We start from the raw sequence: 22,852 nt of genomic DNA, 5'->3' as shown, positions 1-22,852 counted from the left end.
ACGCATCGTTTTTTTTGCCATTCTATGCTATAATGCGTACAGAATATGATTTATAAAAGGAGATAATACCGTGATTTTGCCTTTTATCTTACTAATTGTTTTAGCTTATTTGATTGGCTCCATTCCTTCTGGATTATGGATTGGAAAACTATTTTTCCAAAAAGATATCCGGGAACATGGAAGCGGCAACTTGGGTGCTACGAATGCGTTTCGAGTACTTGGTTTGCTACCGGGCAGTATCGTAACGGCTATCGATATCTTGAAAGGTACGCTAGCAACACTTTTACCGCTAGTTTTCCACCTTCATGTCGATCATCATTTTTATCTGCTGACCGGGATTTTTGCGATCATCGGTCATAGCTTCCCGATTTTTGCTGGCTTCAAAGGCGGAAAAGCGGTTGCCACGTCGGCCGGGATCATCTTAGGATATGCGCCACTGCTATTTATTGCTGTGATCATCGTATTTTTGATCACGCTCAAAATCAGCAAGTATGTATCGCTTAGTTCGATGATTACTGCTGTGATCGCCTTGCTCTTGTCAGTATTTGCAAAAGATTGGGTGCTCTCATTACTGATCGCCTGCATCGCGATTTTTGTGATCTACCGGCACCGTACGAACATCGCCCGTATCAAAAACGGAACCGAGCCGAAAATTACGTGGATGTAAAAAAAACGTTCTTGCTATTTTAGCAGGAACGTTTTTTTATTAACCAAGTGTAATCTCATATTCCGTTGCAAATATCGCTTCTGGGTCAAGCTGTTCAATACCTGCTTTATCCCGAATCTCCACAGGATCCCCAGCGCTATCAGCCACTCCAAACCATGGTTCGATACAGAGGAAAGGTGCTCCCGGTTTAGGTGTCCAAATTCCTACAAATGGAAAGTTTGGAAAGGCAACTGTCACAAAATGGGCATGCTTATGTGAACGAATCGAGATCTTATCTGCCATCAATCCTTCAAAGATCAACGCATCATTGGCGAATAAATCATAGTTCAATGGTAGTTTTTGCGCTTTTTCAGGTACAAGCTTTTTGATTTCCCCGCTGCGATAAGGGCCGTCTAGTACCAGTGTCTCCATGCTTTCTTCGGCATGAAAATCCAAGTAATAATCTTCAAAGTTTTCGCCATCCAGTAATGGTACATTGAAGGCAGGATGTGCGCCGATTGAAAAGTAAATCCGTTTTGTGTCCATGTTTTCAACTTCATAGCCAACCTTCACCGTATTTCCTTCCAGCGTATAGCGAATTCGTAAAGCAAAGGTATATGGATAGATCGCTTTGCTTTCTTCATCGGCTACCAAGCTAAAGACAATGCTTGTGTCAGTCTGCTCGATCACTTCGAATCCACGATCACGAGCAAAGCCATGCTGTCCAAGATGATAAGCTTTTTCATCCACATAATACGTATCGTTTACTAATCTTCCCACCGTAGGGAATAGGATCGGGGCATGACGACCCCAAAAAGCTGGATCTGCCTTCCATAGATACTCCAATTCCGTTTCTTTATTATAAATACGCGTCAATTCAGCACCTTGCTGTTTCAGTTCTACAATAAGCTGGCCATTTTCTAATTGCAACAATTCATTTTTCCTCCTTTAAGTGAAATCGTTTGATTTGGTCGTTTTTTCCTTCTGCTTCTAATACATAAACTTGGATTTCTCCAAAAAGATCATAATGCGGTAAACCAGCATGCCGATCATCGATCCATTCTGGCTGCAATCCGTATTTTTTCCCCCATTCACGCAACACTTGCTCATCTTGACAAGCAACTTTAGTTACCGTTTTTGAGTTAGGGAAACGATCATCCAGCCAATAATGTGTTAAGATCGCGATCTCTCCAGCCTGCGCTTTTTCTTTGAAAGCAAGCAGTTCGGCTCGTTTCACTCCGAAAGCCATCTTATTCTTGCTCCATGGCTTGGAGATAAGCCTTGTGCCATTCCGGGAATTCTCTGCGAAGGGCAACAGGTTTAAAATTATCTTTACGCACACAAACATGCGTTGTTTCGCCTGTGATCGCGATCTCTCCGCCATCTTTATAGCGAATCTCATATTGATACGTGACGCGCAGACCGTCATACGAGAGAATACTGGTTTTTACGATCGCTGTTTGACCATAACGCAGTGGTTTTCCATATGCTAGATGAACGTCCACGACAGGAGAAAGGAATCCTGCTTCCTCCATATCAAAATAACGAAATCCTAATTCTTCAATTAGTCTTGTCCGGCCGATCTCCATCCAGACAAGGTAATTCGTGTGATAGACGACTCCCATTTGGTCTGTTTCAGCGTAGCGTACTTCGATTTCCGTTTCTGTGAATTTCATTTTACAACCTCCAAATAACCGAATGTTTCTTTATATTTTAGCAAAAATGCACAAAAAAAGCTTCTTCTAATGATAGGAAGAAGCTTTTTGACACTTAATTATTTTTTAATTTTTCTAATTCTACTAAGAATTTATCATTCAGAACACGGATAAATGTTCCTTTCATACCAAGTGAACGCGAGTCGATGACGCCAGCACTTTCTAGTTTACGAAGTGCATTGACGATAACGGAACGAGTAATGCCGACACGGTCAGCGATCTTGGAAGCAACTAAAAGTCCTTCCTTGCCATTCAATTCATCGAAAATATGCTCGATGGCTTCTAATTCGCTGTAGGATAAGGAATTGATCGCCATTTGGACAACGGCACGGCTGCGAGCTTCTTCTTCGATCTCGCCGGATTTTTCATGGAGGATCTCCATGCCAACTACTGTACCACCATACTCTGCCAACATCAAATCGTCATCCGTGAAGTGACTTTCCAAACGAGATAAAATCAATGTTCCTAAACGTTCCCCACCGCCAACGATTGGCACGATCGTCGTTAAGCCTTTGGTGAATAAGTCACTGTTTTCAGTTGGAAACGCCGTATATTGACTGGACACTTCTAAGTTTGCAGATGTTTCGTTCACGTTAAACAAGCTGTGCGTGTAATCTGCCGGGAATTGACGATCCACCAGCATTTGTTTCATACGTTCGTTTTCAATTGGTAAAATTTCCGAAAAACCAAGTAATTTCCCGCGACGGCTGACGATATACGTGTTTGCGTCGATCACTTCAGCCAATGTATCTGCCATTTCTTTAAAGTTGACGGATTTACCGGATGTATTCTGTAACATTGCATTGATTTTTCTTGTTTTTGCTAATAAGCTCATTCTTATTTCCTCCTAGTTTTCTTATAAAATAAATTCAGTTAAATCTCGATTTTGCATGATTGAAGTTAGTTTTTCATTGACATAGCTTTCGGTGATAGTCACTGTATCAAGCGTGATCTCAGGTGCCTCGAACAATAGATCTTCTAGTAATTTCTCTAGGATCGTATGCAGCCTCCTGGCACCAATGTTATCTGTATCTTGATTGACTTCAAAAGCGATCGCAGCAAGGCGCTCTACTGCTTCTTTCGTAAAGACAAGATCGATCCCTTCTGTTTTCAACAATGCTCGATACTGCTTGATAAGTGCATTGTCGGGTTCTGTCAAAATCTTGACAAAGTCTTCTTGCCCTAGCTTTTCCAGCTCGACCCGAATCGGAAAACGTCCTTGCAACTCTGGGATCAAATCGCTTGGTTTCGAAGTATGGAAAGCTCCTGCGGCAATGAATAAGATATATTCCGTATTAACTGTTCCATATTTCGTAGCTACTTGCGATCCTTCAACGATCGGCAAAATATCACGCTGTACCCCTTCGCGAGAAACTTGTCCGCTTCCTGCTTCCGAACCGCTGGTGATTTTATCGATCTCATCGATAAAGATAATTCCTAACTGTTCTGCACGTTCAATCCCAAGCGCAGCAACTTCATCTTGATCGATCAGTTTGGCAGCTTCATCTTCGTGTAGGATCTTACGTGCTTCTGCTACTGTCACTTTTCGTTTTTTCGTTTGCTTCGGCATTAGATTAGAAAGAGCATCCGACATCCCATTCATTTGGTCCATTCCCGACCCTTTCAGCATATCGAACATGGGATTTTGCTGTTCTTTCACTTCGACGGTCACCATTTGATCATCGAGTTCTCCGTTTTGCAAGCGCCATAGTAACTGATCACGTTTACCACGAAGTTCTGCGTCAACTTCTTCCTCTTCCTGTGCTTGTTGATTAAACAAAGCTTCAAAAGGATTTGTCGTTTGACTTTTTTGTTTCTTTTGGGCGGGTGCCAACAATTTGATAACCCGCTTGTCTGCATTTTTTTGCGCTCTCGTATAAACCTCGCTCATTTTTTCTTCTTTCACGATCCGAACAGAAACTTCGACAAGGTCGCGTACCATCGACTCTACATCACGTCCCACGTAGCCGACTTCCGTGTATTTAGTAGCTTCTATTTTCGTAAATGGTGCTTTGACCAGTTTTGCGATTCGTCTGGCAATTTCGGTTTTCCCAACACCAGTTGGTCCGATCATCAAGATATTTTTAGGAATGATCTCTTCCCGGATCGTTTCCTCCATCAAAGAACGACGGTAACGATTTCGCAAAGCAACGGCCACAGATTTCTTGGCGCCATGTTGACCAATGATATATTGGTCTAGTTTTTCTACGATTTGTCTAGGCGTTAATGCCGCTGTATTTTCCAATGACTATCACTCCTTTAGAGTTCTTCCACGGTAATATGGTCGTTTGTGAACACACAAATTTCCGAGGCGATCTGAAGCGCATTTCGGGCGATCTCTTTTGCTTCAATAACTTCGCTGCTGTAGCGTTTCAATGCTCTACCAGCTGCCAAGGCGTAATTGCCGCCTGAGCCGATTGCCAAGATGCCATCATCTGGTTCGATTACTTCCCCTGTCCCCGAAACGAGCAGCAATTTTTCTTTATCCATTACGATCAGCATTGCTTCCAGTTTGCGAAGCACGTTATCGCTGCGCCATTGTTTCGCTAGCTCGACCGAAGCTCTTTCTAAATTACCGTTATATTCATTTAATTTATTTTCAAATTTTTCAAATAACGTAAAAGCGTCTGCTACAGATCCGGCAAAACCTGCGATCACATTGCCATTAAAAAGTTTCCGCACTTTTTTAGCGGTATGCTTCATCACGACAGATTCACCAAGCGTTACTTGTCCGTCTCCTGCCATTGCTGCTTTTCCATTGTGTTGAACAGCAAAAATCGTTGTTGCATGTAATTCCATTTTTATCTCCTCCTTTATGCCCTCGGGTGAAATTTCATGTAGGTCGCCTTCAGATGCTCCTTCGTAACATGGGTATAGATTTGAGTGGAAGACAAGCTCGCATGCCCTAATAATTCTTGGACCGTCCGCATGTCTGCGCCATTGTTCAGCAGATCAGTCGCAAAGGTATGTCTCAGCATATGCGGGTGGATCTTGCGCGTCATCGCCGCACTTTCGATCGTCTTAGAAAGACAATACCTGATACCGCGTGGTGTCAAAGGATCACCGTAATGATTTACAAATAGATAATCATGTTCTTTATGATATTTCTCCATCAAAGCTTTGCGACTCGCTTCCAGATAAAGCTGGACAGCATCCTCGGCATAGGCACCAAAAGGGACATATCGTTCTTTATTCCCTTTCCCGCGAATCAAAATCGACTGATAGGTAGCATCGATATCAGCGAGCCGAATATCTGCGCACTCACTCACACGAATACCTGTCCCATACAATATTTCAAGCAGGGCCCGGTTGCGCAATGTCAATAGTTTGTCATCTTGATAGACGACCGTAAACAAAGCCTCCATTTCTTCTGAGTAGAAAAATTTTGGAAGCCTTAAGTGATTTTTCGAATGACTGACATAAGAGAAGGGATTTTCTGCTATCTGCTGGTCGCGCAATAAGAAAGTATAAAAACTTCTTAAACTGGATAGCTTTCTTGATACGGTCGATCTTGAATACTCTTTCTCGCGAAGTCTCGTCAAATAGACGCGTACTTCTAAATACCTTACGTCGGTTAAAGATTCAATAATCTCTTCTTTTAAAAAAGTCTGAAAATCGTGTATATCTTGTTTATATGCTGCAACTGTGTAAGCGGAATAGTTGCGCTCTTTCTCTAAATAAGTCAAGAAAGATTGCACGAAGGAAATATCATTATCCATTATATTCATACCTTTCAAACACTTTCATGGTAACATAAGTATGGAAGAGTTGCAATAATTATAGACACTTTTCAAAACTTTTTGAATTGCATATCAATTCGTAATTATGTGAGCAACTAAACATAAAAAATCATAAAAAAGATTTGAAGAATTGGCATTATTTACACAATCCCTCAAATCATTATAAATAGTTTATACTTCTTTCGCAAGTCCCTTTAGTGCATTTAATGCTCTTTCTACTATTTTTTCGTTGCGCAGCTCTTTTTCACGGATCGTATCTGTCAAATCGGGAAACAAACCAAAATTGACATTCATCGGTTGAAAAGAATGCTGATTCGCATGGGTGATGTAATGTGCCATACTACCGATAGCTGTCTCACGTGGGAAAGTGATCGGCTCTTCGCCCGAGACATACTTCGCAGCGTTAATGCCCGCTGCAAGTCCGCTCGCCGCAGATTCTACATAGCCTTCCACACCAGTCATCTGACCGGCAAAAAATAGATCTTCGCGTGCCTTCAGCTGATAAGTCGGGAGTAGGATTTCCGGCGAATTGATAAAAGTGTTGCGGTGCATGACCCCATAACGCACGATTTCCGCGTTTTCGAGACCGGGGATCATTTGAAATACTCGTTTTTGTTCGCCCCATTTTAAATGTGTCTGGAAGCCAACCATATTATAAAGCGTTCCAGCTGCATCATCCTGCCGTAATTGTAAGACCGCATATGGACGCCTTCCTGTATGTGGATTTTCTAATCCGACAGGCTTCATTGGACCAAAGAGCAATGTCTTCATCCCCCGCTTTGCCATTACTTCGATCGGCATGCAACCTTCAAAGTAGATTTCTTTCTCAAAATCTTTCAGTTCCGCTGTTTCCGCTTCCACGAGTGCACGATAAAATGCGAAAAACTCCCGCTCCGTCATCGGGCAGTTCAGATAAGCAGCTTCTCCTTTATCATAACGGGATTTCAAATAGACTTTATCCATATCGATGCTGTCTTTTTCGATTATTGGAGCAGCCGCATCATAAAAGTAAAGATACGAGGAACCGGTCAATGCTTTGATACTCTCTGCAAGTTCCGGACTTGTCAGCGGCCCGGTCGCAATTATCGTCGGCCCTTCTGGAATGGCCGTGACTTCTTCCTGATAAACGGTAACGAATGGATGCTGTTTGACTTGCTCAGTGATATAGCCGGAAAATTCATGCCGGTCCACTGCGAGCGCTCCTCCCGCTGGAACAGAAGCTCGATCAGCAGCATTGATAATAATAGAGTCAAGTATCCGCATCTCTTCTTTAATAAGACCGACTGCATTCGTTAAAGAATTAGCACGTAAGCTATTGGTGCAGACAAGCTCAGCAAATTTGTCCGTATGATGCGCTGGAGTTTGTTTGACAGGACGCATTTCATATAGTGCTACCTGAATCCCTCTTTGAGCAAGTTGCCAAGCTGCCTCACTGCCTGCTAGCCCAGCACCGATCACATTTACTTTCTTTTCCAATCTAATCCCCCCAGACAAAAAGGCTAAAGCGCGAAGCCTTAAAGCCTTTTATTGTTGCGTTTGTTCTTTATAATCACAGTTGGTACATTGAACTTGGATTCCTTTTTTGAGCTTTTTCTCCACAAGCGCATGTTCCGCACATTTTGGACAAGCACGTTCGACTGGTTTATCCCATGACACGTAATCACAATCCGGATAACGATCACAGCCATAGAAAATCCGTTTTTTCTTGCTCTTCCGCTCAATCACGTGGCCTTCGCCACATTTCGGACAAGTTACACCGATTTCTTTAACGATTGGCTTCGTATTTCGGCATTCCGGAAAATTACTGCAAGCAAGGAATTTTCCGTATTTCCCCATTTTATAGACCATCGGCGATCCGCAGATATCACAATCAATACCAGCAGGTTCATCTTTGATCTCGATTTTTTCCATTTCTTTATCCGCGCGTTCTACGTTCGGCTCAAAGTGTTTATAGAACTCATCGATTACTTTGACCCATGCGACTTTCCCATGTTCTACTTCATCTAGCTCGTTTTCCATGTTCGCTGTGAATTTGACATCTAAGATCTCTGGGAAATAGTCTTCAATTAGTTCATTGACGATTTCTCCTAATTCAGTTGGGATGAATCGTTTATTTGTAAGCGATACATAATTACGGCGCTGAATCGTATCAAGCGTAGGAGAATAGGTAGAAGGACGGCCGATGCCGATTTCTTCTAATGTTTTCACCAATCTTGCTTCGGTATAGCGTGGTGGTGGCTGTGTGAAGTGTTGTCTTTGTTCTAAAGTTTGCGATTCTACCTTGTCTTCTTTTTTGAGATCAGGTAAGATATTTTCTTTTTCTTCCTTATTATCATCATTACTTTCGACGTACACCTTCATAAAGCCGGCAAATTTCACTTTAGAACCATTGGCGCGGAATTGAACGCCATTGTTATCTAGATCGACACGCATCGTATCTAAAATAGCCGGTGCCATTTGGCTGGCAATAAATCTTTCCCATATCAGTTTGTATAAGCGATACTGATCTCTACTCAGATAATCTTTCATTTCTGACGGAGAGCGAAGTGCGCTTGTTGGGCGGATAGCTTCATGCGCATCCTGTGCCCCTTTGGTATTTTTATCTGTTCGTTTTTTGGAACGCGTAAACTCTTTTCCATATTTTTCTATGATGTGCTGATTCGCTTCTGCTACGGCGGAGTCAGCAATACGGGTGGAATCCGTACGCATATACGTGATCAAACCAACTGTTCCCTGCTTACCGAGTGCGATACCTTCATATAGTTGTTGTGCTAGCATCATTGTCTTCCGTGTACGGAAGTTTAGTTTACGTGCTGCCTCTTGTTGAAGGGAAGATGTGGTAAATGGTGCAGCTGGATTACGATAACGTTCTTTTTTCGTAACATCAGTAACCGTAAATTGTTTTCCTTTTAAGCGGGACATTACTTCTTTTACTTCTTCTGCGTTAGACAGCTTTTTCTTTTTCCCGTCTACGCCGTAAAAATTAGCTTGGAATTCTTGCTTACCTTTTTTGAAATTACCATCGATCGTCCAGTATTCTTCCGGTTTGAAATTATTGATTTCTTTTTCACGATCAATGATCAAACGTAAAGCTACAGACTGAACACGGCCTGCACTAAGTCCTTTTTTGACCTTTTTCCATAAAATCGGGCTGATATTATAGCCAACAAGTCGGTCTAATATACGTCTTGCTTGCTGAGCATCTACCAGATCCATATCGATTTTACGTGGATGTTTAAACGATTCTTTGACCGCGTCTTTCGTGATCTCATTGAAAACAACGCGTAATTCTTGTGATTGATCTAATTCTAAACTATTCGCTAAGTGCCAAGCAATCGCTTCACCTTCGCGATCGGGATCGGCTGCTAGATATACTTTTTTAGCTTTTTTAGCAGCTTGTTTCAATTCTTTTAAGATTGGTCCCTTTCCACGAATAGTGATATACCGTGGTTCAAAGTCATGCTCAGTATCTACACCCATTTGACTTTTGGGTAGATCACGAATGTGTCCCATTGATGCTTTTACTTTAAATTTTTTACCTAGATATTTTTCAATTGTTTTAGCTTTAGCAGGTGATTCTACAATAACTAAATAATCTGCCATGATTAAATTCCTCCCCGATTTGGGCCACAACATGGGTAATTCTCTTTACTTTACCTCATGTTCTTATTTGCTTCTCTTTGGTGCACATAATTCAATTGTAAATATTATCCTTTATCAAAAGGTTTGTCAATCTTTAATTGAATAAATAAAAACACTCTGAAGCAAACTTATCTGAAAATCTCGGGAAATACAAGCTAAAACACTTGAAAAGATCAAAAAGGCTCAAACGTAGGAAAAGTTTCAAGGATATCTGTTGCTTGTCGCACCACGATCGCCCCTTCTGCAATCAGCTGGTTCGTTCCACTACTGGCTTTGTCAAAAATATTACCGGGGACGGCATAGACGAGCCGATTTTGATCCAATGCCAAATTTGCCGTGATTAGCGAACCACTACTGGTCGCTGCTTCGATCACTAATGTTCCCCTGGACAAGCCACTGATGATTCGATTACGCTCGGGGAAATGCCAACTGTTAGCCTTGATACTCGGATGATGTTCCGTCAGCAACAAGCCTTTTGCCGCAATTCGCCTCGCCAGTTCCAGATGCTGTTTGGGATAGATATTGGCAAGACCACTTCCTAAAACTGCAATGGTATTCCCACCATGATCCAGTGCCGCATGGTGCGCTTTACCATCGATCCCCACTGCTAGACCGCTGATTATCGTTAATGGACATGCCACCAGTTCCTTTATGATATGTTCGGTGGCATGGCTGCCATATGGCGTCATTTTTCTAGCTCCCACTACTGCCAGACCTTTTTCCTTTAGCAAGGATAACTGACCTTCATAAAATAATATAGGTGGAGGCTCATAGATTTCGCGGAGCAAGGACGGATATGTGTCCTCTTCAATGAAAAGTATATTTTTGTCATTCGCAAGAGATGGTGCTGCTGCTAATTCCTGTTTTAATTGCTCTATTTTGGTTGGTTGAAAAAAAAGCTGAATGAATTGCCGGAGCGATATATCCGATAATTCTTCTTCCGTTGTTTTTTGCCATATCTGTGCTCGTTTCTTAGCTGTGACGGAGGGACAGTAAGCGAGTTCCAGCCAAGTTTGTTTATCCCTTAGATTCAAAGTCTCTACTCCTTTTCTAACAAGTAATGAACTCAGTATAAGCGGTTTGAGACTGGTTGTAAAAAAACCAAATCCCTCCTTTCTGTCGTAAAAAAAAGTTTTCTCCATGGAGAAATACTTTTTTTGCTTTTTTCTTCTATTAAATAGACTGCGTTTTTTATTGAAAACGCGAATTCGCTGCTTTGACTGGTGCAAATGTCAAACGGTGAATCGGACAAACACCTTGCTGATCCAATCCTGCCAAATGCAGTTTCGTGCCATAACCCATATTATGTGCAAAATCATAGCCCGGATATAGTTGTTCCGCTTCTTTCATCAAAGAATCACGCGTGACTTTCGCAATGATCGAAGCAGCAGCAATAGAAATGCTTTTCGTATCTCCCTTGATGATTGCTAATTCTTGTTTGGAGTAACCCAACTTCATTGCATCGATCAAAGTAAAATCAGGAGCTGGATCCAGATTATCCAAAGCTTCTGCCATCGCTAATTTGGTAGCTTCGTAGATATTCACTTGATCGATCACTTCATGAGATTGGATGGAAATACCGATACTTACTGCTTGTTCACGGATAATATCATAATAATATTGGCGTTTCTCCTCGCTGAGCTGTTTAGAATCATTGATGCCTGTTACCGAAAAATCATTCGGAAGGATCACTGCAGCGGCAACTACCGGACCTGCAAGCGGACCTCTGCCAACTTCATCGACACCGGCGATTCGCGAGTAACCTGCTTTTAGATATTCCGATTCAAATTGTTTCATTTCTTGTAATTTCAGAAGACTTTCTTGCGCTTGCTGCTGTTTCTTTTCCCAAGCGCGAATAACTTGTTGCACACCTTTACGTGAATCAGAGCGAAGCCGCTTGATGTAATCAGATTGCATGGAAAATTCTAATTCAGCAAGTTTTGCTTTGATTGTAGAAATACTTTCTATCATTGTTCTTCTCCATCATTGCTCTCATGCGGATCATCTAAAGTTATTCGACCTAATTTTTGAGTGCGTATATCGCGAATAAATGTTTCGGCGGCACGATCATAGTCCGGGTCTTGATAACGGTCAAAGAGTCGTTTTTTCTCCGCGATCATTCCTAAGAATTCAAGACTCGTTTCCGGGATCGTATCATTCTCTAAATAATGGAGCAGACGTTCTGGATAGTTTTTGCGGAAAAACTCAGCGGCAAAAGAAGCAATATCTTCCATTTGTAAGAGATCATCTTTAATGGCACCTGTTAATGCCAGTTTGAACCCGACAGATTGATCCTCAAATTTCGGCCATAAAATCCCCGGCGTATCTAATAATTCTAAGCTTTTTTCCACTTTTATCCATTGCTGCGCTTTGGTGACGCCCGGCTTATTGCCCGTTCTGGCAATGTTTTTCTTGGCTAACCGATTGATCAGTGTGGATTTCCCAACATTGGGAATACCTAATATCATCGCCCGAATCGCTCTGGGCTTCATTCCTTTGGTTTTCCAATTATCGAATTTCTCTTTCATCAGCAGTTCTGCTGCGCGGCTGATTTTGTGCATCCCTTTTCCGGCTTGTGCATCCACTGCCACTGCTAATAAGCCTTGTTCAGCGAAATAATCGATCCACTCCGCTGTTCTCACTTCATCTGCAAGATCCGCTTTATTTAAAATAATGACTCTTTTCTTTTGATGAATGATCTCTGCTAACATTGGATTAGCAGAAGAAAGCGGCAATCTGGCATCCACTAATTCAAAAATAACATCTACTAATTTTAATTTTTCCGTCACTTGTCTTCTGGCTTTGGCCATGTGACCTGGGAACCATTGTATCGTCATATCATACTCCTATTTCATTTAATTATTTTTACATTCTGGATCGGCCAGTAGCTGAAGATCGCTCGGCCAATAACCTTGCTTTCAGGAATCTCGCCCAAAATCCTGCTATCCTTACTTGCCCGGCGGTTGTCCCCTAGTACAAAATAAGAACCTTGCGCAACTTTTCCATTTTTCAACTGATTTTTAGTATCATAATCATCAGTTAGATTACCATCTTTTAATTTTGCTTTATACCGATTCAAATATGGCTCTTCGTATTTTTTGCCATTGATAAAAAGCGTATCGTTATGGAAACGGATATGATCACCGGGCAGACCGATCACACGTTTAATATATTCTGTTCCATCATTTTCACGAAAAACGATCACATCAAAGCGGTCGATATTGGCAAATCGATTGATAATGACGCGATCATCATTATGAAGCGACGGCATCATCGAGATCCCGTCTACAAAAATAGGCACAAATAAATAAAAACGAATAATGGTTGCAAGGAGTATGGCAATAACGGCAGCCCAGATCCACGACCACAACCGCTTTAAATTTTTCTCTTTCATCTGACACCCTCGCTCTCAACCTCTATCTCTTATCTCTTTCATTATAAACGAAATAGAGCCCATTTAATAGACAAATCCGCGAAATTCCTTCGCGGATTTGTCTATTAAAATTGAATTATTTTCCCGTTGATATCTGTAGCATCAATAAAACTGAACACCCGGCTGTCTGAACTGCCGCTGCGGTTATCCCCCAATACAAAGTACTTGTGAGGAGGAACCTTGCTTTCGCCAGTGACCTGTTGCAAGCTAAACGTGGTCTCAAGGCGATCAGGGCTAATGGTCGTCTTTGTTCCTTTTTTCAAATATGGCTCTTTATACATCTTGTCATTCACATATAGATCACCATTTTCAAATCGAAGGGCATCGCCCGGCAAACCGATGACTCGTTTGATAAAGTGGCCATTCTTCCCAAATGCGGACGGCTCATTAAAAACGATGACATCAAAGCGCTTCGGTTTTGACAATTTTTCAATAAAGAGACGTTCTCCATTGTGATAAGTCGGCAACATGGAACTGCCGTCAACTTTAACTGGCGCGAGCACATACATTCTAAGTAGTAAGGCAAGCACAAATGCGATCATTAGCATAATAAGCCAGCTAAATAAACCACGTAGAAAAGGCCGTCTATTTGTTGTTATGCGCATCTATTTCTTCCTTTCCAAACGGTCATTCTTATCTCTTCTTAAAGAAAATCACTTTCCCCAAGACATTTTTCTGCTTAATGAAGCCGATATAACGGCTGTCTTTACTGATAGCACGATTATCGCCAAGTACAAATAGCTGTCCTTTTGGCACCGTCATGCCACTACTTCCTGGTATATCTTCCATCGTGAAGTTCTCTTTATTGCTGATCGTCGTTAAAAAGCCGCCAGCCAATTCTTCTTTTTCCGAATCCAGATATTTTTCCGGATATTTTTTGCCATTAATATAAAGTTGATCTGCCTTATACTCGATTTCATCTCCAGGAAGGCCGATCACACGCTTGATATATTCTTCTTTGGTATCATCCGGTGCAGGAAATACAATAATATCAAAACGTTTAGGTTTTGTTACTTTATTGATAAAAAGGTGTTCGCCATCATGTAACGTTGGATCCATCGAGTGTCCGTTGACAGTTACCGGTGAGATAAGGAAATATCGAACTCCGGCAGCAATGATTACAGCAATGACGATGACTTTTACCCAGCTCCATATATTCGCTGCTGTTGATTCAGTTTTTTTAGATTTTGCCATACAATTATTCCTTTCTAACAATTATGCTATAAAGTATACCATGATTGCTACCTTATGGAATACTTAAAACATGCAAATTATATAAAAAATTACATATACATAAAAAATGACAAAATTCTGCCATAAAGCAGAATTTTGTCATTTTTTGTTTTAAGCGGAAGTTTTGATCGGAATCACAGAACCATCCGCTAATTCGACTTGCGGTTCTTGGTTTCCTTCGACTGCTTCTTTGGTGATGACACATTTCTTGATATCATCACGAGAAGGGATCTCGAACATCACTTCTAGCATCAATTTCTCAATGATAGAACGAAGGCCACGTGCTCCTGTTTTTCTAGCGATTGCTTCTTTCGCGATCGCTTTTAGTGCTTCTGGCTCAAATTCGAGTGTTACGTCATCTAGTTCCAACATCTTCACGTATTGTTTCACAAGCGCGTTCTTTGGTTCTGTCAAAATCGACACTAAGGCTTCTTCATCCAATTGTTCCAATGTCGCAATAACTGGAAGACGACCGATGAACTCTGGGATCAGTCCAAAGCGAAGCAGATCTTCTGGAACGACTTTCGATAAATACGTTTCGTCTTCTTTCAATCTTTGGTTATCACTACCAAAACCGATCACTTTTTCACCCATGCGATTTTTGACGATTTGTTCTATACCGTCAAAAGCACCGCCGACAATGAAAAGAATGTTGCTTGTATCGATTTGGATAAATTCTTGTTGCGGGTGTTTTCTTCCTCCTTGAGGTGGAACACTTGCAACCGTTCCTTCTAAAATTTTCAGCAATGCTTGCTGAACGCCTTCACCAGAGACATCTCTTGTGATAGAAGGGTTTTCGGATTTACGTGCTACTTTATCGATCTCATCGATATAGATAATGCCCTTCTCCGCTTTTTCAACATCGAAATCAGCAGCTTGGATGAGTTTAAGCAAGATGTTTTCTACATCTTCCCCCACATATCCAGCTTCTGTAAGCGAAGTTGCATCCGCGATCGCAAATGGAACATTCAAAATACGTGCCAACGTTTGGGCAAGCAAGGTTTTCCCGCTACCAGTCGGACCGATCAGACAGATATTACTTTTAGAAAGCTCTACTTCATCTTCGGAACCAAGACCGTTCACGCGCTTATAGTGGTTATAGACCGCTACCGACAATGCTTTTTTCGCACGTTCTTGACCAATGACATATTCGCTAAGGATATTTCTGATTTCTTGTGGTTTTGGCACTTCACCAAAATCTACGAATTCAGATGTTCCTAGCTCTTCTTCAATTATTTCGTTGCATAATTCGATACATTCGTCACAAATATATACACCTGGTCCTGCTACTAACTTACGAACCTGTTCTTGCGTTTTGCCGCAGAAAGAACATTTTAGCTGACCTTTTTCATCATTAAATTTAAACAAGACTTTCACCCCTCCACTTCTAAACTAGCGATTCTTTGTTGTTTATTTCATTATGATAGCATGTCTTCTTTCAAAATACTAATCATCTGTACTAAGGAAAACAGGGCATAAGTTGAACTCATGCCCTGCTCTTATTATTCATTAGCGCCAGATCTCGCTTTACTTCGCAACTTCTTTCGCGCTATCAACTAGCACTTCGATTGCTTTGCGGATTTTAAGATCTGCTTTAAGTTCTTTTAAGTCGCCTAATGCAGCACGAACAGCATCTTTTTCCATATTATAGTTTTCAGCTAGTGTGGAAACTTCTTCATCGATTTCTGCTTCTGCTGGTTCGATACCTTCTGCTTCTGCGATCGCTTCTAAAACAAGATTCATTTTAACGCGTTTTTCAGCATCTTGTTCCATTTGATCGTGCATGCCTTCAGCAGTTTGACCAGTGAATTGGTAGTACAATTCAGGCGTTAATCCTTGAGCTTGAAGATCTTGAGTGAAGTGGCTCATCAAGTGATCTGCTTCATGATGGATCATCGAATGAGGGATCTCCACTTCTGCATTTTCCACAGCTTTTGCAACAACTTCGTCTTGTTTCGCTTGTTTTACGCTGTCTTCTTTTGCTTCTTGCAGACGTTTTGTTACTTTTTCTTTTAATTCAGCTAAAGATTCTACTTCTTCGTCGATATCTTTTGCTAATTCATCATCTAATTCAGGAACTTCTTTTGTTTTTACTTCGTGTACTTTCACTTTGAAAACTGCTTCTTGACCAGCTAGGTCCTCCGCATGGTATTCTTCTGGGAAAGTAACCGTGATTTCTTTTTCATCGTCAGCTTTAAGACCAACTAATTGTTCTTCAAAACCTGGGATAAATTGGCCGGAACCGATTTCTAACGAATGGTTTTCCGCTTTTCCGCCTTCAAATGGTTCGCCGTCTTTGAATCCTTCAAAGTCTAAAACGACAGTGTCGCCATCAGTTGCAGCGTCTTCTTTGATCACAAGTTCTGCTTGACGTTCTTGCATGCTTTTAAGTTCTGCGTCCACTTCTTCATCTGTCAATGCTGGATCGCGTTTTTCTACTTCTAAGCCTTTATAATCGCCAAGTTTCACTTCAGGTTTCACAGTAACTTCTGCAGAAAGAACCCAAGTTTGATCTTTTTCCATTGATTCCACGTTTACTTGTGGTGTATCAACAGGATCGATACCAGCTTCGTCTACTGCATCGGAGTATACTTCAGGTAACAATATATCTAAAGCATCTTGATAAAGTGCTTCTTCACCAAAACGTTGGTTGAAGATTTGACGCGGTACTTTTCCTTTACGGAATCCAGGTACATTCAAAGTTTTGCGTACTTTAACAAACGCTTTGTCTAAACCTTCTTTGATTTTGCTTTGTTCAATTTCAAAAGTAAGTGTACCCACGTTACCTTCTTTTTTTTCCCATTTCACTGACATGGTACAATTCCCTCCATCATCTATTAAATTCAATTTTTAAGCATCTTTCTTTTCTCATGACCTCACTTAGCCATACTAGTTTATAATAACACAGATTTTGATAGCTGAAAACTAGGAAGATCATTATGAGAGATTTTTTTGCTGCGCTTCTTCTAATTGTTCGATAAATTGCTGCGCTCGTTCCAATTCTTCCGTTTCGGCAATCCGTTTAATTGGCTGCGTATGATACATAGTCGAGATCCAATTATAATAGGCTTGTGCCCATAATGTGGGTTCTTCCGGTTCGAGTGAAAATGGATAGAGCAGGAATAAATGCTGCTGCACGATGTCCGTCACCTGCATCAGCAAACTCGGATTATCATTTTCCAAACTTTCTTTTAAAATGGAAAAGAATGTCTGGATAAATGGATTTTCTTCCATGATCGGTGTTTTCACTGGATTGAAAACCGCTTGACGCCCCAGTTTTTGCACGGTTATATTTTCATCGATATGGTTTTCCTGTAAGATCTCAAAAATAATCGACTGTACAAAGGGGGAAATGGTCTCTGTCTTTAAGAGCAGCCGAAAATCCGCAATGTACGAATCTATTTTTTCAAAACGAACATTTTGTAGAAATTGCAATTGTTCGGCAATATTCCAATCCAGAAAAGAGGAATACATTTCCTCACTACTAGCGGTCAATCTCTTGCGGGGAAAAGGAATTACGGTCGCCTGCTCCGCTTGGACGATTTTTTCTTCGGCCACGTATTTTCGTACTAATGTAAAATAAGTATCCATTTCGTCAGTCGCTAAGTATGTGGTTGATAATTCTCCCAATACCGCCTTACTGTAACCATTATCTGTTAAAAAAGCTTGGCCGATCTCTTTGGCATCGAGATAGTGCTTTCTTTCATTATAGTAACGGATCAGCAAATACGTCAGAGCTTCAGAACTCGGATCATGGTAATAATTATCTTCTAGGTAGATCCCAACTTTGTCATATTCTGCTTCAGATAGCGTATCACTATGACCATCTGCAAATTTCATTACGATCGTGGGAAACCTTCTATTTTCATCCATTCTACAGAACTCCCTTGAGCTTGATTCGCTTTATTCTATGGGATAAAAAACACCTTGTCAAGCATCCGCACAAAAATGAGCAACTTGAAGAAAAACGATCAACTTCATCGTTTGACTGGCAAGCTGCCCATCGCTGAAAGTAATGGAAACATTTTTTTGATTTGCATGTTTCACCATCAATATTTCATCAAAGTACTATTATTTCGTTTGGCCTTCTCCAAAGATGATATATTTGGTAGAAGTCAGTTCCGCCAGTCCCATCGGACCGCGAGCATGTAGTTTTTGTGTACTGATGCCGATCTCTGCTCCAAAACCAAATTCAAAACCATCTGTAAAGCGCGTCGAAGCATTGATATAAACAGCAGCAGAATCGATTTCGCGATGAAAGATCCGGCCTGTAAAATAATCACGGGTAATAATCGATTCGGAGTGTCCCGTACTATAAAGATTGATATGCTCGATTGCTTCATCCAATGAATCCACAGTTTTAACTGCAAGAATCAAATCGGAAAATTCGGCAGCATAATCTTCTGTCGTTGCTGCGACAGCCGTTTTGAGATAATGGCGAGCAGCTTTGTCTGCGCGGAGTTCTACTTGCTTTTCCTGCATCAGCGCTTCCATTTTAGGCAAAAACTCAGCAGCTACGGCTTCATGGACGACCACGGTTTCGCAGGCGTTGCAAACAGAGGGTCTAGAACATTTGGCACTAACTACTATCGAAACTGCCATATCGATATCTGCTTCCTTATCCACGTAGATATGACAATTGCCACTGCCCGTCTCAATAACGGGTACGGTAGCATTCTCAACGACCGTTCTAATCAAATTCGCACCGCCTCTTGGGATCAGCACATCGATGAGACCATTCAAGCGCATCATTTCTTGAGCAGTCTCTCTGGAAGCATCTGCCAGCTGGATAGCTTCGACGGGAAATCCGTATGTTTGAAGGGTGGCTTGGATGACTTGAATAAGCGCTGAGTTGGATCGATATGCATCGCTACCGCCTTTTAAAATCACGGCATTTCCTGATTTGAAGCATAAAACAGCGGCATCGACCGTCACATTTGGGCGCGACTCAAAGATAATACCGATAACACCGAGTGGTACCCGTTCTTTGCCGATCGTCAAACCATTCTCCGGTTTCCACATTCGATCTACTTCGCCGATTGGATCGGGCAATGCAGCCACATCACGTACCCCTTGTGCAATGCTCTCTAGCCGAGCGTGATCAAGCAGTAATCGATCCTGCATCGACGCGGACATACCATTTGCCTTTGCAGCTTCCAGATCCTTGGCATTCGCCGCCAGTATGTCTCTTTCTGCTTTTACGATATTTCGACTCAGTGCCAATAGCACTTCATCTTTTTCGCTTCTAGTAGCAGCTGCCAGACGCCGAGCAGCCTGCCGAGCTGACCTGCCTTGTTTGTTTAGATCTGCCATTTCATTCGCCTCCGATCATTTGCTTTCTTTTTGAAAACAGCGTGCCGTGCATTTCCCCATTGATTGCTGCAAAGATCAAGGCTGGATCTTGTCCATTGATAAGCAGCATTTGTTTATCAGCAGCTAGGCAGTATTCCGCAGCCAGCAGTTTGGTATACATGCCACCAGTTCCGAATACAGTCCCTTCACCGCCAGCAAGCTGTTTTAATGCTGGAGTGACTGCTGTTATCTCATGAAACATTTTCGCCTCCGGATTAACAAGCGGGTTTTCCTCATAAAAACCGTCAATATCGGAGAGCATGATCAAAATGTCCGCTTGGATCAACTTAGTCACAATAGCTGACAAACGGTCATTGTCGCCATATTTCGTTAAATGCTCGATTTCTTCCACTGCCACCGTATCATTCTCATTGACAATCGGAATGATCCCCTTTTTAATCAATGTCTCCAAGGTATTGACAACATTTTCGCGGCTTTGCGGGAAGTCAGTCACATCGCGAGTCAGCAAAACTTGTCCGGTCATATAGCCGTATTCTCCGAAAAACTTGCTGTAAAGATGCATGAGCTCTGTTTGTCCGACCGCAGCAACTGCCTGCTTTTCAGGGATCGTCTGCGGTTTGATCGATAGATTCAATTTATGGCAACCTACTCCGATCGCTCCCGAAGATACAAGAATGACTTCCTTACCTTCGTTCTTCAGATCGGCTAGGACACGGGCTAACTTTTCGATCGCCCGCAGATTGACATTCCCATTGTCATACATCAATGTACTAGTTCCAACTTTGACAACGATTCGTTCGCAGTTTTTTAGCGCGCTACGCATGCTCTTCTTCCCCTTTTCTTCTCACGATTTTAGTTTGAATTATAAACTAAAATCCAACCGATTACAAAGTATTTTTGAGCGAATTTTCAGGTATTTCACGCATTATTCATTTTTTTGTTGGGAATTTGAACGATATCTGGTATAATAAAAATAGATATTACGACGGAAAACACACGAAAACTGTAAAAATGATCTTTACAGCTTCCGTGTGTTTTTTATTTTTCATTTAATGTTTTTGCTTGCTCGAGAACAAATAACAATGATTCCCGCATGAAAGTAGCGATCTCCGGTGCTAGATCCTGGCCATTCAGCTTTAGTAAGCTACTACCTTTCAAATCCATGCAAAGTCGTTCCAACTGAATATCTACATTTAAAACATTTCCCTGCGCATCTGTTTCATCGTCTTGTCCGATCAAGTAATCTACACTTACATCATAAAGCTCGGCAATGTTTGCAACCATTTGCAAGTCTGGCTCCCGTATTCCATACTCCCAATTGCCGTAGGTTGAAGGGGCTTTTAATCCTAATCTTCTTGCTGTTTCTGCTTTTGACCAACCTTGGTTCTCTCTAAGTAAAGTTAGTCGCTGACTTAATATAGGCATAGATTTCACTCCTTTGACCTACATTATATAATATCTTGGTCAATTTAACTATAATTCAACACAACAAGAATGTATAGTGATTTGACACATTCGTTTAGAGTTGTTATTATGAATAATATCACTCAATATGTGTTAAGGAGGCAGCACGATGAAACTATCAGCATCTAAGCAAATTAACATTGCTAAAATCAAACAGTTGCGTTTAGATCGGGGAATTACTCAAGCCTTTGTTGCAAGAAAAATGGGATATCGCTATACGAGCGGGTACAGCGCCATTGAAAGTGGTAAGGTTCGTTTATCCTATCGAAATGCGATCATTTTAAGTGAGATTTTGATGTGCGATATTCGGGAATTTTACGATTGATCTCTCGTCCATCCTAAAGATAAATAAAAGAAACTGCTATCAGCTTGCCAAATATGGGTAGGCTGTTTTTTATTACTTTTTTGTGTCTATAGGAGAAAAAAGTCCGTACTTAGCAAAGGCATTGTTTACTTATATAATAATAATGGTATAACTACTAATAATAAGATAATGAGGTGTAAAAAGATGGAAATGAAATTAACAGGAAAAACAGCACTTGTTACTGGCTCAACAAAAGGAATCGGCCGTGCCATTGCCGAAGAATTAGCAAAAGAAGGTGTACACGTTATTGTTAATGGACGAAGTCAGTCGGATACAGCAGCAGCCGTAGCAGAACTGAAAAAAAGCTTTCCAGAAACAGAGCCTCGATCTGCGGCATATGACTTAGGTAAGACAGAGGATCAAACAGCCTTATTCGAGGCTTTTCCGGAAGTCGACATCCTTGTCAATAACATGGGGATCTTTCAACCAATGGATTACTATGATATCGATGATGACACGTGGAATCGCTTTTTCCATCTAAATGTCTTAGCTGGAAATGCACTGGCAAAATTTTATCTTCCCAAAATGCTGGATCGCAATTCTGGCAGAATTATCTTTATTGCCAGTGAAGAGGCCATCATGCCTTCTGGAGAAATGCCGCAATACAGTATGACGAAATCGATGCAACTCTCCCTTGCTAAAAGCCTATCCAAACTTACAAAAGGAACTAACGTAACTGTCAACACGGTGATGCCCGGCTCCACATTAACAGAAGGCGTGACGGATATGTTGAATGATATGTATCCGGATGACATGGAATTTACGGAAAAAGAACACGTTTTCATGGTGAAGCATCGTCCCCTTTCGCAAATCGAGAAATTGATCAAGCCGGAAGAAATCGGCCGTTTGGTGACATTCATCAGTAGCCCACTAGCAACCGGGTTCAGTGGCGCGGCTATTCGAGCAGATGGCGGTATGGTCCCAACTATTTTCTAAGCTTATAACGAAAAGCACTCCAAAAAATTATTTTTGGGGTGTTTTCCAAATTTATGTTACAAAAATTGCATATCAGTCCTATACTTTGGTACACTAGAGAGAGAATTGGTATTGCTAAGAAAAGGAGTGATTGGATGAAAAAAGGACTTTTTATGATGCTCATTTTATCGATACCTGTCTATTTGACGGTCTTGTTTATCCTTCAAATCTATAAGAAAAAGACGACGACCTATTTCCCATTAAAAAATGAATTTGCACATTGGACAAATAAGGAGGCTACCAAATGAAGAACGAGCAAAGTGAAAAACCACTTGTCATTAAAATCGTCATCGGCGTTTTACTCGGTTTACTGATACTTAATTTCAT

25 protein-coding genes are annotated in these 22,852 nt (G+C 41.3%); 4 read left to right on the top strand and 21 right to left on the bottom strand.

Annotated features, from left to right (window positions below; genetic code table 11):
- Positions 1 to 70 precede the first annotated feature (70 nt).
- A complete protein-coding gene (gene plsY, locus HMPREF0556_RS02955; protein WP_003755351.1) occupies positions 71 to 667 on the top strand; it encodes a glycerol-3-phosphate 1-O-acyltransferase PlsY in 597 nt (198 codons plus the stop codon).
- Positions 668 to 706: 39 nt separating this feature from the next.
- Here the strand turns inward: plsY and HMPREF0556_RS02950 are convergent, their stop codons facing one another.
- From HMPREF0556_RS02950 to HMPREF0556_RS02850, 21 genes are all read right to left on the bottom strand, one after another.
- Complete coding sequence (locus HMPREF0556_RS02950) at positions 707 to 1,579, bottom strand: aldose 1-epimerase family protein (protein WP_003755349.1); 873 nt, start codon at positions 1,577 to 1,579, stop codon at positions 707 to 709.
- 1 nt (position 1,580) lies between these two features.
- The gene (locus tag HMPREF0556_RS02945) at positions 1,581 to 1,895 is read right to left on the bottom strand and encodes a hypothetical protein (RefSeq protein WP_003755347.1); all 315 of its coding nucleotides are present in this window, start codon (positions 1,893 to 1,895) and stop codon (positions 1,581 to 1,583) included.
- Position 1,896: 1 nt separating this feature from the next.
- Positions 1,897 to 2,322 carry an acyl-CoA thioesterase gene (locus HMPREF0556_RS02940; RefSeq protein WP_003755344.1) on the bottom strand — a complete coding sequence of 142 codons (426 nt, stop codon included), beginning with the start codon at positions 2,320 to 2,322 and terminating at the stop codon, positions 1,897 to 1,899.
- Between the two features lie 94 nt (positions 2,323 to 2,416).
- A complete protein-coding gene (codY, locus tag HMPREF0556_RS02935; protein ID WP_003755342.1) occupies positions 2,417 to 3,196 on the bottom strand; it encodes a GTP-sensing pleiotropic transcriptional regulator CodY in 780 nt (259 codons plus the stop codon).
- 21 nt (positions 3,197 to 3,217) lie between these two features.
- Positions 3,218 to 4,606, bottom strand: a complete 1,389-nt coding sequence (gene hslU, locus HMPREF0556_RS02930; protein WP_003755340.1) for an ATP-dependent protease ATPase subunit HslU — start codon at positions 4,604 to 4,606, stop codon at positions 3,218 to 3,220.
- A 14-nt stretch (positions 4,607 to 4,620) separates the two neighbouring features.
- Positions 4,621 to 5,160: an ATP-dependent protease subunit HslV gene (gene hslV, locus HMPREF0556_RS02925; protein WP_003755338.1), complete on the bottom strand. Its 540-nt coding sequence runs from the start codon at positions 5,158 to 5,160 to the stop codon at positions 4,621 to 4,623.
- Positions 5,161 to 5,174: 14 nt separating this feature from the next.
- The gene (gene xerC, locus HMPREF0556_RS02920; protein WP_040486419.1) at positions 5,175 to 6,080 is read right to left on the bottom strand and encodes a tyrosine recombinase XerC; all 906 of its coding nucleotides are present in this window, start codon (positions 6,078 to 6,080) and stop codon (positions 5,175 to 5,177) included.
- Between the two features lie 192 nt (positions 6,081 to 6,272).
- Positions 6,273 to 7,577, bottom strand: a complete 1,305-nt coding sequence (gene trmFO, locus HMPREF0556_RS02915; RefSeq protein ID WP_040486418.1) for an FADH(2)-oxidizing methylenetetrahydrofolate--tRNA-(uracil(54)-C(5))-methyltransferase TrmFO — start codon at positions 7,575 to 7,577, stop codon at positions 6,273 to 6,275.
- Between the two features lie 48 nt (positions 7,578 to 7,625).
- Positions 7,626 to 9,704, bottom strand: a complete 2,079-nt coding sequence (topA, locus tag HMPREF0556_RS02910; RefSeq protein ID WP_040486417.1) for a type I DNA topoisomerase — start codon at positions 9,702 to 9,704, stop codon at positions 7,626 to 7,628.
- A gap of 212 nt (positions 9,705 to 9,916) precedes the next feature.
- Positions 9,917 to 10,777, bottom strand: coding sequence for a DNA-processing protein DprA (gene dprA / locus HMPREF0556_RS02905; RefSeq protein WP_040486416.1), 861 nt, complete (start codon positions 10,775 to 10,777; stop codon positions 9,917 to 9,919).
- Positions 10,778 to 10,934: 157 nt separating this feature from the next.
- Positions 10,935 to 11,714, bottom strand: a complete 780-nt coding sequence (locus HMPREF0556_RS02900) for a ribonuclease HII (protein WP_003755330.1) — start codon at positions 11,712 to 11,714, stop codon at positions 10,935 to 10,937.
- On the bottom strand, positions 11,711 to 12,580 hold the full coding sequence (gene ylqF / locus HMPREF0556_RS02895) for a ribosome biogenesis GTPase YlqF (RefSeq protein WP_003755328.1): 870 nt from the start codon (positions 12,578 to 12,580) through the stop codon (positions 11,711 to 11,713). The genes HMPREF0556_RS02900 and ylqF overlap by 4 nt, the downstream gene beginning before the upstream one ends.
- Positions 12,581 to 12,594: 14 nt before the next feature.
- Positions 12,595 to 13,137, bottom strand: coding sequence for a type I signal peptidase SipZ (sipZ, locus tag HMPREF0556_RS02890; protein WP_003755326.1), 543 nt, complete (start codon positions 13,135 to 13,137; stop codon positions 12,595 to 12,597).
- A gap of 104 nt (positions 13,138 to 13,241) precedes the next feature.
- The gene (gene lepB / locus HMPREF0556_RS02885; RefSeq protein WP_036106495.1) at positions 13,242 to 13,781 is read right to left on the bottom strand and encodes a signal peptidase I; all 540 of its coding nucleotides are present in this window, start codon (positions 13,779 to 13,781) and stop codon (positions 13,242 to 13,244) included.
- A gap of 28 nt (positions 13,782 to 13,809) precedes the next feature.
- Entirely contained in the window at positions 13,810 to 14,370 is a 561-nt protein-coding gene (gene sipX, locus HMPREF0556_RS02880; RefSeq protein ID WP_003755323.1) for a type I signal peptidase SipX, read from the bottom strand.
- Positions 14,371 to 14,520: 150 nt separating this feature from the next.
- Positions 14,521 to 15,777: an ATP-dependent protease ATP-binding subunit ClpX gene (gene clpX / locus HMPREF0556_RS02875; protein ID WP_036106492.1), complete on the bottom strand. Its 1,257-nt coding sequence runs from the start codon at positions 15,775 to 15,777 to the stop codon at positions 14,521 to 14,523.
- Positions 15,778 to 15,936: 159 nt separating this feature from the next.
- Positions 15,937 to 17,223, bottom strand: a complete 1,287-nt coding sequence (tig, locus tag HMPREF0556_RS02870) for a trigger factor (protein WP_003755319.1) — start codon at positions 17,221 to 17,223, stop codon at positions 15,937 to 15,939.
- Between the two features lie 123 nt (positions 17,224 to 17,346).
- Entirely contained in the window at positions 17,347 to 18,282 is a 936-nt protein-coding gene (locus HMPREF0556_RS02865; RefSeq protein ID WP_003755318.1) for a hypothetical protein, read from the bottom strand.
- A 198-nt stretch (positions 18,283 to 18,480) separates the two neighbouring features.
- Positions 18,481 to 19,722 (bottom strand): glutamate-5-semialdehyde dehydrogenase, encoded by a 1,242-nt coding sequence (locus HMPREF0556_RS02860; RefSeq protein ID WP_003755314.1) that lies wholly within the window; start codon positions 19,720 to 19,722, stop codon positions 18,481 to 18,483.
- A 1-nt stretch (position 19,723) separates the two neighbouring features.
- A complete protein-coding gene (gene proB, locus HMPREF0556_RS02855) occupies positions 19,724 to 20,545 on the bottom strand; it encodes a glutamate 5-kinase (protein WP_003755312.1) in 822 nt (273 codons plus the stop codon).
- A gap of 215 nt (positions 20,546 to 20,760) precedes the next feature.
- Positions 20,761 to 21,147 (bottom strand): helix-turn-helix domain-containing protein, encoded by a 387-nt coding sequence (locus HMPREF0556_RS02850; protein ID WP_003755311.1) that lies wholly within the window; start codon positions 21,145 to 21,147, stop codon positions 20,761 to 20,763.
- Between the two features lie 148 nt (positions 21,148 to 21,295).
- On the opposite strand from HMPREF0556_RS02850, the gene HMPREF0556_RS02845 reads away from it, so the two are divergent.
- The 3 genes from HMPREF0556_RS02845 to HMPREF0556_RS13380 all read left to right on the top strand — a co-directional run bounded on the left by HMPREF0556_RS02845 (position 21,296) and on the right by HMPREF0556_RS13380 (position 22,773).
- A complete protein-coding gene (locus tag HMPREF0556_RS02845; protein WP_003755309.1) occupies positions 21,296 to 21,511 on the top strand; it encodes a helix-turn-helix domain-containing protein in 216 nt (71 codons plus the stop codon).
- 183 nt (positions 21,512 to 21,694) lie between these two features.
- The gene (locus HMPREF0556_RS02840; protein ID WP_040486415.1) at positions 21,695 to 22,486 is read left to right on the top strand and encodes an SDR family NAD(P)-dependent oxidoreductase; all 792 of its coding nucleotides are present in this window, start codon (positions 21,695 to 21,697) and stop codon (positions 22,484 to 22,486) included.
- A 134-nt stretch (positions 22,487 to 22,620) separates the two neighbouring features.
- On the top strand, positions 22,621 to 22,773 hold the full coding sequence (locus tag HMPREF0556_RS13380) for a hypothetical protein (RefSeq protein WP_169308989.1): 153 nt from the start codon (positions 22,621 to 22,623) through the stop codon (positions 22,771 to 22,773).
- The last annotated feature ends 79 nt before the right edge of the window (positions 22,774 to 22,852 follow it).

Source organism: Listeria grayi DSM 20601 (assembly GCF_000148995.1).
Taxonomy (GTDB): Bacteria; Bacillota; Bacilli; order Lactobacillales; family Listeriaceae; genus Listeria; species Listeria grayi.
Note: the sequence above shows the minus strand (reverse complement) of the source record. Positions and strands in the feature narration are given on the sequence as shown.

Bases quoted from the DNA above. Each gene is read 5' to 3' on its own strand.
- codY (WP_003755342.1), bottom strand. From the start codon at position 3,196: ATGAGCTTATTAGCAAAAACAAGAAAAATCAATGCAATGTTACAGAAT.
- sipX (WP_003755323.1), bottom strand. From the start codon at position 14,370: ATGGCAAAATCTAAAAAAACTGAATCAACAGCAGCGAATATATGGAGC.
- HMPREF0556_RS02840 (WP_040486415.1), top strand. From the start codon at position 21,695: ATGGAAATGAAATTAACAGGAAAAACAGCACTTGTTACTGGCTCAACA.
- proB (WP_003755312.1), bottom strand. From the start codon at position 20,545: ATGCGTAGCGCGCTAAAAAACTGCGAACGAATCGTTGTCAAAGTTGGA.
- HMPREF0556_RS02845 (WP_003755309.1), top strand. From the start codon at position 21,296: ATGAAACTATCAGCATCTAAGCAAATTAACATTGCTAAAATCAAACAG.
- HMPREF0556_RS02865 (WP_003755318.1), bottom strand. From the start codon at position 18,282: ATGGATGAAAATAGAAGGTTTCCCACGATCGTAATGAAATTTGCAGAT.
- sipZ (WP_003755326.1), bottom strand. From the start codon at position 13,137: ATGAAAGAGAAAAATTTAAAGCGGTTGTGGTCGTGGATCTGGGCTGCC.
- ylqF (WP_003755328.1), bottom strand. From the start codon at position 12,580: ATGACGATACAATGGTTCCCAGGTCACATGGCCAAAGCCAGAAGACAA.
- hslV (WP_003755338.1), bottom strand. From the start codon at position 5,160: ATGGAATTACATGCAACAACGATTTTTGCTGTTCAACACAATGGAAAA.
- tig (WP_003755319.1), bottom strand. From the start codon at position 17,223: ATGTCAGTGAAATGGGAAAAAAAAGAAGGTAACGTGGGTACACTTACT.
- topA (WP_040486417.1), bottom strand. From the start codon at position 9,704: ATGGCAGATTATTTAGTTATTGTAGAATCACCTGCTAAAGCTAAAACA.
- HMPREF0556_RS02940 (WP_003755344.1), bottom strand. From the start codon at position 2,322: ATGAAATTCACAGAAACGGAAATCGAAGTACGCTACGCTGAAACAGAC.
- xerC (WP_040486419.1), bottom strand. From the start codon at position 6,080: ATGGATAATGATATTTCCTTCGTGCAATCTTTCTTGACTTATTTAGAG.
- HMPREF0556_RS13380 (WP_169308989.1), top strand. From the start codon at position 22,621: ATGAAAAAAGGACTTTTTATGATGCTCATTTTATCGATACCTGTCTAT.
- lepB (WP_036106495.1), bottom strand. From the start codon at position 13,781: ATGCGCATAACAACAAATAGACGGCCTTTTCTACGTGGTTTATTTAGC.
- HMPREF0556_RS02850 (WP_003755311.1), bottom strand. From the start codon at position 21,147: ATGCCTATATTAAGTCAGCGACTAACTTTACTTAGAGAGAACCAAGGT.
- HMPREF0556_RS02945 (WP_003755347.1), bottom strand. From the start codon at position 1,895: ATGGCTTTCGGAGTGAAACGAGCCGAACTGCTTGCTTTCAAAGAAAAA.
- HMPREF0556_RS02860 (WP_003755314.1), bottom strand. From the start codon at position 19,722: ATGGCAGATCTAAACAAACAAGGCAGGTCAGCTCGGCAGGCTGCTCGG.
- HMPREF0556_RS02900 (WP_003755330.1), bottom strand. From the start codon at position 11,714: ATGATAGAAAGTATTTCTACAATCAAAGCAAAACTTGCTGAATTAGAA.